We start from the raw sequence: 12,055 nt of genomic DNA, 5'->3' as shown, positions 1-12,055 counted from the left end.
GTTTTATCTTTTTCAGATGATAACGCGAGAGTCAACAAATCCTGAAGTCGGAAACATACTCAACCTGTCTTCTATCTCCGTAATGTTAGGGAGGAATTACGACTTGACAGGCTGCTTGCTACAACTTAAAGACTAGTCTTGAGAACAGAAATTTTAAATCAGAAGGGAGATGAAGGGGATCTGACTTTTCAGGGGAAGTCCTCAAGCCCCGAAAAAGCGTGACTTTTTCCACAGGCTAATTCTCAATAAGTAAGTAGGCGAGAATAAATCAAAGTATATGAAGTAATGTAAAAAATATTGAAATTTGTTTGTAGTGAGGAATTTAGTCTTTATTTGAGGGCTGAAGCCCTTACTACAAACCTTTAATTATTTATGCTGTTCTACTTAATTAATTAACCGTGATACATTTATTTAGATATACAACAGTAGCCTAAGTTATTTAATGGTAAACAGCTTTGATGAATGGTCTTCCTTAAAAGAAGTAATTGTTGGGTCGCCGATTAATTACAATAGCCAAGACTTGGAGTTATCTTTTAAGCTTTTTTTTCATGATGTGGCCTACACAGCCTTCTGGTATCCTCATTATGAAAAAAAAGAAAGCCAAAAGGAAAATTCAGCAGAAACCTCTTCAACCAGGAAGCTCGGCAAAAAATATCTCGAAGAGTTGGCAGAGGATGTAGAAGAACTGGCCAAAACTCTGGAAGGGTTAGGGGTGAAAGTCCACAAACCTATGACCTTGAGTCATCCCATTAAGTTTAAAACTCCTTATTGGGAGGCAACTTGCATTCCTGCTTTAAATGTGCGCGACCAAGCGATAATTATTGGCAATGAAATTATTGAAACGCCTCCTCAAATCAGAGCTAGGTATTTCGAGAATGATTTGTTAAAGCCGATATTTTACAATTATTTTAATCAAGGGGCAAAATGGACGACGATGCCCAGACCGATCATGAGCGATCGCTCTTTTGATATGTCTTATGTGTCAAGCGATCGCACCCCCTGTGTGGAAAATATTTACGCCCAAAACACCTCAGAGTTTGATGTCGGATATGAGATGATGATTGACGGCGCTCAATGTATCCGTTTGGGCAAAGATATTATCGTCAATGTGGCGACAGAAAATCATTGGTTAGGATTTCAGTGGTTAGAACGACATTTGGGGGATAAATTTAGATTACACAAGATTTTTCAGTTGACCGACAATCATATTGATAGTATCGTTCTGCCTTTAAGACCAGGAAAATTGTTGTTGCGTAACCCCCAATTTCTCCATAAACTGCCAGAATTCTTACAAAAATGGGATATCATTTATCCTCCAGAACCAACAGAGAATATTTTTCCTCAATATGAAGATGACGAGTTGATTCTCACCACCAAATATATTGACTTAAATATTTTATCGGTGGATGAAGAAAAAGTAATTGTTAACTCTTTGTTTCCCGAACTGATGACAACCTTAGAGAAGCATGGTTTTACACCTATTCCAGTCAGGCACAGACATCGGCGACTTTTTGGTGGTGGGTTTCATTGCTTTACATTGGATACGGTTAGAGAAGGAAAATTAGAGGATTACTTTGGTTAATTTGTGAAACAACTTGAAAGTTTGAAAACTCCCGGATGGTGGCAGAGAATTGAATTAATTCTCGCTCCTATTGGCTACTGGGAAAGAGCATTTGCAAGTCATCCTGAAGCTTTTTGGGCAAAAGGAGTAGATTGGGGAAGTCCTCTGATGATGTTTTATACTCCCCAAGCTGCTCAACAGATTATCGAAAATCGGGATAGACATTTAGGAATTGTCTCGTTTCCTGGAGAATTAACAGCAATATTTGGCAATAATTCAGTAGCGACAAGCGAAGGCGATCGCCACCAAATTTTGCGTAAAATATTGATGCCTCCTCTACATGGAAAACAGGTACGCGATTACGGAAAATTAATTTGCGATGTCACTCACCAAGTGATGCAGCAGTTACCAATCAACCAATCATTTTTGGCTTGGGAAGTTGCACAGGATATTACACTGCAAGTTCTCATCGAAATTTTGTTTGGTTCTGCTCAAAAAGAGCGCTATCAACATCTGAAAAATCTGATAGTTTCTCTGTTGAATTTGTTCGCAGCTAAAACCGCTGGCTTTCCCCTGTTAAGATTTTTCCCCAAAATTTTAGGCAACAGAAACTTAGGGCAGAAATTTATCCAAACACGCCAGCAAATAGAACAACTAATTTATGCCGAAATAGCAGAACGTCGGACTCCTATAGAGCCAGATAAAACAGATATGCTGTCCCTAATGATGTTGTTTCGTGACGAACAGGGACAGCCTCTAACTGATGTAGAAATACTGGATAACTTGTTATTACTATTATCCACAGGAAATGAATCGACTACTGCTGCAATTTGTTGGTCGTGGTACTGCGTTTACCGCAATCCAGAAATTGAGGAAAAACTGCTTCAAGAAATAGAAAATTTAGGGAATTTTTCCGATCCAATTAGTCTTTATCGTCTTCCCTATTTGACTGCTGTTTGTAATGAGACTTTACGAATATATCCGATTACAATGTTTATTCTGCCTCGCGGTGTCAACACACCCACTGAAATAGCAGGTTATGAATTACAACCGGGAAATATAGTTTCTATCAGTAATTATCTACTGCATCGACAAGAAAATTTATATCCAGAACCTGAGAAGTTTAAGCCAGAACGTTTTATTGAGCGTCAGTTTTCAGTCTATGAATTTATGCCCTTTGGTGGTGGAATTCGGAGTTGTATTGGAGCCGAATTAGCTCTGTATTTAATGAAGCTAATTTTGGCAACTACTGTGTCTGAATATCAATTAATCTTACCGGATAACCAGCCTGTAAAACCCCAAAGTCGCAATGCAAATTTAGCTCCGGTTGGTTTGCAGTTGGTAAAACAAGATTTTTCAATAAAAATTTGACCAGTGAGGTGACTAATGAGAGACTTACTAATAAAATTGTCAATGATTTTTATTTCAGGTGTTATTCTGTGGCTTTGGGAAATCCGAACCCCTTTCATCCAAATCGAATACAAAGCTACATTTCTCAAGGATTTTGGAACATCACTAATATCAACAGGTTTTACTTTTGTTATAATCTATCTTTTTGCACCAGTCATAAACTTAATAGCTTCACCCTTGATTAAGGAGTCACTAATCGCAATTTGGATATTATCCTTACCCGTATGGATCAGAGTAATAATTGCTTATCTTTTATCAGACCTTAGTTCCTATCTATTACACAGGGCAATGCACAGAAATCAATTCCTTTGGCTTGCCCACCACTGGCATCATTCGATTAAGTCGCTATGGTGGTTAGCTGGACAAAAAATAAGTTTGACCAGTTCTTTTTTATTTCAATTTGCGTTTATTTGGTTTCCACTGTTATATATTCCACCAGAGGTTATGATTTTTGTGTTCCTGCATAACACAGTTAATAGTCATTGGACACATCTCAATATAAAACGGAAACCTTGGATGAGGGTAATGGAGTGGGTTTATTGCACACCTAGCCTTCACAGCTTACATCACTATCAAGCACAAGGGAAAAACTTAGGCGTTATGTTCACTTTCTTTGATCGCATCTTTGGAACTTATGTAGATCCAGACACGGTTGATCGCAACCAGGAGCAATTTGGTTTAGGTGACGAGCCAGTTACGCTGAAGACGATTTTGGGTATTTAAGAAACAATATAGTTAGAGGGTAAGTCGAGATCGTGACTGTTTTATCAGAGATTTTAAAATTTTTCCAGAACAGAAATTTTGTTTTCTTAAGTCCCCACGAAAAGACAAATTCTATCCATGAATATAATCAATTGTATGAAAATACAATTTATGACTTTATAGAAAATGATAAAATCCGAAGCCAAGCCTATAGAAAAGTAATTTTTGTTGAATTTTTGACTCTCCCATAAGTTTTCTCAAGTTATCCCTACACCCTACACCCTTTGACTTTTCCACATACCGTGAAAAGTCAGCATTGTTAATATCGAATTTTTACTACTGCACACTTTTTCTATAACTGTCATCACATCATCAGCAAATAACTGTGCTTTTTCCTCACTTATTACAGCTTCTACATAAATAAAATTGCAAAATAATTGCTCATTTAGCGTGAGCACACCTAACCAAAAACAATCATCACTAAGTAGAGGAGTAGCAAAGTATAATTTATTAATCTTTAGCTGCTTGGCTTTATATCGTAATTTCAATTTGCCTAGATTGGAAATTTCAAAAATATTCCTTCTTCCCATAGGATTTTTATTACTGAACATAGATTTAATCTCGGTATCTCTGTCAAACCCAGGTAATATACTTTGTTGTAGTTGATTTACATGTACACTGCTAATTAAAGCATCATGTATTTTGGATTTATATTCTCTAGCTAAGTCCCAAAAAAATGTATTTTGCTCAACTAACTGATTAAAACCCAGCGCACATACAAAACAACCTAGATTTTGGTCTGTAATTTCAGGCTCACAATATTTTCTCAAATTTACAGGGAAAGTGTAGGATAAATTTACCTGTTTATCTTTATCTATTGAAATGAATTTTGCAGCAGTAAATAGCATTGCTGCACAAATAGCACCATGCACAGTTGTTTTTTCTTGTTTACATTTTTCAATTAGTATCTTAGTCTTTTCTTGACTAAGCATTCGCGGTTGCATCCGAGTAAAACGTTCATTTGCTGATGCTTGATGTTCGATAATTAATTGGGGTAGTAGAGTGGGTTGTTCATTTGTGACTTGATGATTTTCAATTTTATTTTGACTGAGAATATTATAATTAATTAAATTTTCTATCGGAGGAAGAAAAGGTAGTGATTCTACTTTAGATATATCTTCTCCATCATTAATTTGCTGACAATGAAATAAGAGGTCATCAATAAAGTGAATACATGATATACCATCAACAATTGCATGATGAAAGGTAATAATTATTTCACATGTATTTTGATGTTGATAAGAATACAAAAGAGTTAAACGACAAAGAGGATTTTTACCTTTTATAAATTTTCTATGTAGTTCTTTTTCCGCAATTTCAATCGCTTCATTCTCATCTTGTTTGTATATAAATTGTAGGGGAATTTCCGTTATTACTCCCGATTGAAAATATAACCCATCGTCAGATTCAACAATGTAAACCTGGAGGATGGGATGACGTTGTTGAACTAATTTAAGAGCTTGTTTAATAGTATCAGGTGTTAATATTCCTTCCATGTAGACAAGATTTACAATCAGTCCACCTCCCACATCATGACGTAGTGCCATCCAATTTTCTGTTAAACCAAGTTTCCTGCTGAAAGATTTCATTATTAATTTTCCGCAATTGCTAAATTATCCAAAATTGATGTTCTACAGCTGTGAGCGATCGCCTAAAATTTTGTCAATAAGCAGGCATTAATGCGATTATTTTTCAATTTATTGAGATTGAAACGCTCTTATTGACAAGATGCGTTTGCCCTAAGTCAGTGGGAGAGGACGGAGCCGTTCTTAATGGAGGTATGGAAGAGATTTCAAACAAACTGCAAACAAGTAGGCTGAGTCATTCACCCTCTGAGCAGTTCTCCAATAAGCTGAAAACCGCTAACCAGATAGCTGTAAGGGCGAAAAGTTAGTGCTTTCCTTTCAGCCAGAATCCCCTAGCTAGAAGCTAGGGGTGTGGCTCAAAATCTTCTCCTATCTGAGTTCATCGCCACAATCACCGATTAAGTCATACAAATTATGTGACTTTTCCAACACAGCATTGATTCGATCGCTATCTTCTCGATCTAGCTGCAAATTAAATACCCTAGCATTATCCTTTAAATGCTCTGATATCCCTAACCTCGCACCAACAATAACCCCAGCTACCGCAGGTTTATCGAGGATATAGCGAACTGCAATATTAGAAATGCTAACTCCATGTTTCGCGGCAATAGAAGAGAGTACAGTCAGCAATTCTTGAAATAAACCCCAACCGCCCCATTTGTCAATCATGATTTTGTATTCCTTCAAGCTAGCGGTAGAAAGCTGTTCTGCTTGAGGTTCGGGTTGTCCCAAAAACTTCTCTGACAAAAAGCCACCGCAGAGAGTGCCATAGGTGAATAGCTTGACATTCTTTTGCAGACATAATGGTATCATGTTCACTTCCGGACGGCGATCGATAAGTGAAAATTGTACCTGGTGGGAAACGATATTAATTCCAGCCTCAACAATTTCGTGCAAGTGTTCGGTATCAAAGTTGGTTAAGCCAAGGTGCTTAATTTTGCCTTCTTCCTGAAGTTCTGACAAATACTTGAGGGCATCCAGATAATTATTATCCTGGTATCTCCAACAATGGAATTGCAATAAATCTAGAGTTTCAACTCCCATCCTTTGGCGGGAAATATTAATTTGCTCCTCAACAAACTCCTTAGTCATGGGAGTAGGTTTTGGCACCCATTTGGTGAAGGCTTGAATATTAGATAAAGCTTCTTGTCCTCGGTTTATAGCTAGTTGATGCCGAAACTGTCCGATAAAATCTTCTGCTGGGCCGTAAATATCTGCTAAATCCCAAGTGGTGAACCCAGCATCTATATAATCGAACATAGTCTGAATAGCGGTAGTGGGGTCTATTGCTCCATGCTTGCCAGATACTTGCCACATTCCATTTAATATACGGCAGATATTCAAGTCTGGCGTTAACTGTAGTCGGCTCGATGAGGGTAAATTCATAATTTTAATAATTATATTTGCGACATTAATCCACAGAAGCGATCGCTTCAGTATCATTCTGAAGAGTTCTTGGTACTTGGATGGCGATCGCCACCATTTTAGTTACCATAAATCCCGACATAGCCAGCCACAAAATTTGGTTACTATGAGCTTGCCATGCCCAGACTGCTAAGGGTGCAAATCCCAATAAAGCACCGTATAAACTAGCGTTACGGATAGGTTTCCCTTCTGCTAAACCTCCGAAATATCCATCGAGGGTACTAGCAATAGCCTGACATCCTAAAATGATGATTAACCAAGGAACGTAAACTTTAATTGGCTCGATAACTTCAGTATGGTCAGATAATAACCCAAACACAGTCTCAGGAAAAAGGATGCACGCTGCTGCGATGCAAAGTCCCACGGACAGGCTGCTTCCTACTGTCACCTGCAATAAGGGGATAAACTCGTCGTTAGCTGTCTGACCTTTAAAGTTGCCAGTCAGGGTTTCAGTGGCAAAACCAATTCCCTCCACCAAAAATATACTTAGCAATATGATCTGCAATAGTAAAGCATTTTCTGCAAGCACCATTGTCCCCATTACCGCACTGAGATTACCGAAGGCAGCCCAGGTAGTCATATTGGCTAAAGACCGGACAAAAATATTGCCGTTGAGGGAAAAAGCAGATTTAAAGGCTAACCAATCCCAAAGCTGTTGGAATGCTGTTTGTAACTCTTTGAACTGGATGTCTTGACTTGCCAAAACTAATCCTACTAACAACATCAAATATTGACTTAGAGCTTGAGAAATTCCGGCTCCCGTGCTTGCCCACTCCCAACGGACAATGTAAAGGTAGTCGAACACCACATTAGCACCGTTGCCCACTACAGACATCAGCAACACCTTGCCACTCATTTCTCGTCCTAGCAGCCAACCAATGATGACCCAATTCAGCAAAACCGCAGGCGCTCCCCAAATTCGGACATTGAAATAGTCAATCCCTGATGCTTTAACTTCTGGAGTAGCACTAACTATGGCAAACCACAGTTCTCGGATAGGGTATTGCAAAATCAAGATTGCCATACCTAAGCCCAAAGCCAATAATCCATTCCGCAGTAATACTCGCAGCATTTCTTCGCGATCGTCGCGTCCAACCGCTTGAGCGGTCACCCCAGTGGTTCCCATCCGTAAAAAGTTAAAAAGGAAGTAGATGTAATCAAACAAGATGGTAGCGAGGGCGACTCCTGCTAAATGACGGATTTCTTCTAGGTGTCCTAAGAAAGCCACACTGATTAAACCTGACAGCGGCACTATGATGTTAGAGACAACGTTGGCGATCGCCAGTCGAAAGAAGCGATCGAGGAAATGATATTGGCTAAAGTGGGAAAGGTTCATGGATTCACTTGAAGTAGCTCATCTGTCCAGCATTTATACAATGTACAATAGATAACTGTGAAAAATACCAGTACCACTCTCTACCTGCTGGATTTCAACAGGCGATCGCAACTTCAAATAGAACGCTTCTGTTTTGAAGATATCTAATGTCCAGAACGCCGCACAACACAGCGCCTAGAAGAACTTACACCAAGAGTGCTGTTTAGAACTAGCGCTCATCTTCTTAAAACCGCTGCCCTATACCTAAATGTATTTGGCTTTCTCCCTGGTCATTAAAACCATAATCAGCGCGAATTAAGCCCAAGGGTGAATCGATTCGCACTCCAGCGCCATAACCAAAACCCAAACCTGGTTTGTCCCGCACACCGGCTGGATTTCCCAATACAGTATCACCAGAACCCAAGTCGGACGCAAAGTCGGCAAACAATACACCGCCGACAATTGGTAAAACCGGGAAGCGATATTCTGCCGAAGCTAAGACATAACTACGACCACTTCCAACTTCTCCAGAATCGTAACCGCGCACTGAATTAGAACCACCCAAGTTAAAGCTTTCGTAGGGTGGTAAATCACCAATGACAGTACCAGCTTGAACATTGACTGCAAATACTTGTGGCTGTTTGCTGCTAAATAATTGAACTGGTAAATATTGGCTGTAATTCGCTTTAAGGCGATTGAGAGAAATATTACCTTGACCAACAGGTATAGATTGTTCTGTACTCAGACTCAAAACGGAACCTTTAGTGGGATTAAGAGGGTTATCTCGTTGGTCTTTGGTGGCGGTGAAGGATACAGTCGTTAGGTCATCTACACCTGTGCCACTGGCAGATAAAGGATTGCCTTGAGCGTCCGTTGGGGTAACATTACCTTGGCGATCGCGGATACTAGTTCGATTATAGTTAACTCCTAATGAGGTATTCCAGTCGTCAATTGGTCGCTGGAAGCTGATACCACCACCAAGATGACCTTCTTGAACTTTATCGCCGTTAGCTAACCTAATCTCATCATCAAAGGTTTCAGAAACTTCTCGATTACGAAAAACATTCACAGTGTAACCCAAGCGATCGGGGTTAGTTATCCGATAGGGACTGATAAATTTTGTATTAAACTGTAAGTCCCGGCTACTTACACCTACATTCAAAGCTAAAGTATCGTTAATACCGCCGACATTCCGGTCTTGATAGCTGATTGTACCTATCAATCCTTGCTCGGCGTTGTAACTACCACCCAAGTTAACACCACGCGCCCCAGTTTCTTTCAGTTGATAAACGACATCAAGTTTTGTCGCGTCTCCTTCTAAAGCAACATTTACACTCTGAAATAAGCCAGTGGCATATAGCTGTTGTATGTCTTGTTTAACTACATTTTCTTGGAAGATTTGACCGGGTTTGAGCTTGAGTTGCTGTTGGAGAAAATCTGGTTTAGTGCGTCCTCCTACAGGATTACCTTTGCTATCAACGGTTTTGCCGTCCTCACCGACAAAGCGAAACTTGATATCACCCACCAAGCCTTCAGCAACATTCAAGGTGAGAATTCCTTGAGGGTTAGGTTTAACTGATAGCACCCGTGCCAAGTTATAACCATTGTCAGCGTACCACTTATTAATTTGTGCCACTGCTTGCTGGAGTCCAGCCGGACTGATAACGGTGCCAATTTGAGATTGCAAACTTTGTTGGGCTACTTGGTAAGTCAGTACTTTTGCACCAGATAATTGCAGCGATCGCACTATTACTGGTTGCACCTGATAAACTACATTCAATCCAGTAGACGTACTTTGGCTATTTACACTGGCATTACTAAATAAACCTGTATCCAAAATTGCTGCGACATCTTTTTGTAACTGGCTTTGACTAGTTTCTCCACCAGTCTGAGTTTTAATGACTTTACGAAGGATTTCTTGCAATTCTTGATTAGCTCCTACTATCTGTACGCTTGTAGCTGTAACTACTAAATCGTTGGTAGTAGCAGGCGTTTGGCCAGAGGGGGTGAGAAGAGGTGTTACGGAGGGGTTAACCTTGTCTTTTTGGTTTTGTATGACTGTGGCTGCTGGTTTTAAGATTACTGGGGAATTTTTGTTTGCAGTTGTTGGCAGTGGGAGGGGATTTTGGGAAAATTGTTGTGCAACTATAGTTTCTGGGGAAGAAATTGTTTCTACCCGTGCGGGAGTTTCTTCAATTACTGGCACTACCAAGTTATCAGCTTTTACAGTTGGAGTAACGGTTTTAGTAGGTACAGCCGTGGCTTGTTGAGTAATATTGCCAGCAGCCAAAGTTGCTAAAGTAAGAATTGCAGTTGTAGAAATTTTCATAATATTTAACTTAATTAGTTAGGAGTTATAACAATTTTGGATTTAAGATTTTGGATTAAAAGTCTTAAGTAAAAGACTGTTTCAGAAATTTCAAACAATACATACTTTCCGAATTTAGTATTAGTTGTAAACAAGTAAAGAAATAGAGATAATACGTAATAATTCAGCAGCAAGAAGCAGAATGTTTCCAGCTTCTATCCTGAATTCTCACTCTGAATTCCCTATTTATACTTCTTACCCAAACAGACAGTTAATTTTGATGTTTTGTTTCTTATGAATAATGTATCCCGGTTCTCCCCAGCTTCTAATTCCCAAGCTGCAACTTCTCGTTTGCGGTTACTTGTATTAAGTAACGGACATGGGGAAGATATAATTGCAGTCCGAATTTTGCAACAACTCCTACGACAATCAAACCCACCAGAAATCTTTGCTTTACCTCTGGTAGGTGAAGGACGTGCTTACGAACAGTTGGATATTCCCTTCATCGGTTCAGTACACACTATGCCTTCTGGTGGCTTTATTTATATGGATGGACGCCAATTGGCGCGGGATGTCCGCGGTGGTTTACTGCAACTTACCCTCAGCCAGATTAAAGCGATTCGCCGCTGGGTAAGTTCCCAAAAAAAATTAGGTAACAAGAGAGCAATTTTAGCTGTGGGAGATATTGTCCCACTGTTGTTTGCAACTTTTAGTGGTGCTAATTATGCTTTTGTTGGTACGGCAAAATCAGAATATCATGTGCGAGATGAAGTTGGATTGTTACCAAAAAAATCTAAAGGTGTAAGTTGGGAAAACTTTTCTGGTTCAATTTATCATCCTTGGGAACGTTGGTTGATGAGTCGTCGCCGTTGTCGGGCGGTGTTCCTCAGAGATGCACTGACGACGGAAACATTAAAACAATGGCCAATTCCAGCTTTGAATTTGGGAAATCCGATGATGGATGGTCTAGAACCAACATTCTCATCTGCACAATTTTATAGTTTAGCTAGCCACCAGCAGGAGACTGTTCGACCTTTTGTGGTGACTCTTTTACCTGGTTCCCGTCCACCAGAGGCCTACAACAACTGGGAAACAATTATGATTGCTGTGTCTGCATTGCTGACAAGTTTCCAACAGCGAAATTCGATTTTCCACACTTCTGGCACGGTGGTGTTTTTAGGGGCGATCGCTCCCAGTCTAGACTGTAATATCTTATCTCAAAGCTTACAATCCCAAGGCTGGCGAACTGCATCAGAATCTCCTATTCCAATTCCAGACCCAAATCTCTTGATATTTAAGCACAGAAATGCATATTTACTGTTAACACAACAAGCTTATAATGACTGTTTGCATTTAGGAGATGTGGCGATCGCGATGGCAGGTACAGCTACAGAACAGTTTATCGGCTTAGGGAAACCTGCGATCGCTATTCCCGGCAACGGTCCTCAATATAACCCTGGGTTTGCTCAAGCTCAAAGTCGGCTTTTAGGCTCATCTTTGATTTTAGTTGAGCAGCCAGCGGAAGTTGCCAAAATGGTACAGTCGTTATTCAAAGATCCCGATAATTTACAAATAATAGCTGAAAATGGCATGCGGCGCATGGGAAAACCAGGTGCAGCGCTACGCATTGCCCAATGTTTGCAGGAACGGTTGGGATGAAGGGGCATTGGGCATTGGGCAAACATTGA

8 protein-coding genes are annotated in these 12,055 nt (G+C 39.9%); 4 read left to right on the top strand and 4 right to left on the bottom strand.

From position 1 onward, the window contains the following. The first annotated feature begins 442 nt into the window (after window positions 1-442). Genes ACM0OY_RS02425 through ACM0OY_RS02415 form a run of 3 tightly spaced genes read left to right on the top strand, consistent with a single transcriptional unit; the run spans window position 443 to window position 3,694 of the window. Entirely contained in the window at window positions 443-1,582 is a 1,140-nt protein-coding gene (locus ACM0OY_RS02425) for a glycine amidinotransferase (protein ID WP_414567302.1), read from the top strand. Between the two features lie 3 nt (window positions 1,583-1,585). After that, window positions 1,586-2,932: a cytochrome P450 gene (locus ACM0OY_RS02420; protein ID WP_414567301.1), complete on the top strand. Its 1,347-nt coding sequence runs from the start codon at window positions 1,586-1,588 to the stop codon at window positions 2,930-2,932. Window positions 2,933-2,947: 15 nt separating this feature from the next. After that, window positions 2,948-3,694 carry a sterol desaturase family protein gene (locus ACM0OY_RS02415; protein WP_414567300.1) on the top strand — a complete coding sequence of 249 codons (747 nt, stop codon included), beginning with the start codon at window positions 2,948-2,950 and terminating at the stop codon, window positions 3,692-3,694. 254 nt (window positions 3,695-3,948) lie between these two features. Here ACM0OY_RS02415 and ACM0OY_RS02410 read toward each other — a convergent pair whose 3' ends face one another. The 4 genes from ACM0OY_RS02410 to ACM0OY_RS02395 all read right to left on the bottom strand — a co-directional run bounded on the left by ACM0OY_RS02410 (window position 3,949) and on the right by ACM0OY_RS02395 (window position 10,388). Further along, entirely contained in the window at window positions 3,949-5,322 is a 1,374-nt protein-coding gene (locus ACM0OY_RS02410) for a condensation domain-containing protein (protein WP_414567299.1), read from the bottom strand. Between the two features lie 366 nt (window positions 5,323-5,688). Then, entirely contained in the window at window positions 5,689-6,705 is a 1,017-nt protein-coding gene (locus tag ACM0OY_RS02405; protein WP_414567298.1) for an aldo/keto reductase, read from the bottom strand. 25 nt (window positions 6,706-6,730) lie between these two features. Further along, a complete protein-coding gene (gene gntT / locus ACM0OY_RS02400; RefSeq protein WP_414567297.1) occupies window positions 6,731-8,080 on the bottom strand; it encodes a guanitoxin biosynthesis MATE family efflux transporter GntT in 1,350 nt (449 codons plus the stop codon). Window positions 8,081-8,303: 223 nt separating this feature from the next. Then, window positions 8,304-10,388, bottom strand: a complete 2,085-nt coding sequence (locus tag ACM0OY_RS02395; RefSeq protein ID WP_414567296.1) for a BamA/TamA family outer membrane protein — start codon at window positions 10,386-10,388, stop codon at window positions 8,304-8,306. A 273-nt stretch (window positions 10,389-10,661) separates the two neighbouring features. Here ACM0OY_RS02395 and ACM0OY_RS02390 point away from each other — a divergent pair, with 273 nt between their 5' ends. After that, entirely contained in the window at window positions 10,662-12,026 is a 1,365-nt protein-coding gene (locus ACM0OY_RS02390; RefSeq protein ID WP_414567295.1) for a lipid-A-disaccharide synthase-related protein, read from the top strand. The last annotated feature ends 29 nt before the right edge of the window (window positions 12,027-12,055 follow it).

Origin of the sequence: Nostoc sp. CCY 9925 (genome assembly GCF_963920935.1) — a bacterium.
In the GTDB taxonomy this organism is placed as follows: Bacteria; Cyanobacteriota; Cyanobacteriia; order Cyanobacteriales; family Nostocaceae; genus Nostoc.
Note: the sequence above shows the minus strand (reverse complement) of the source record. Positions and strands in the feature narration are given on the sequence as shown.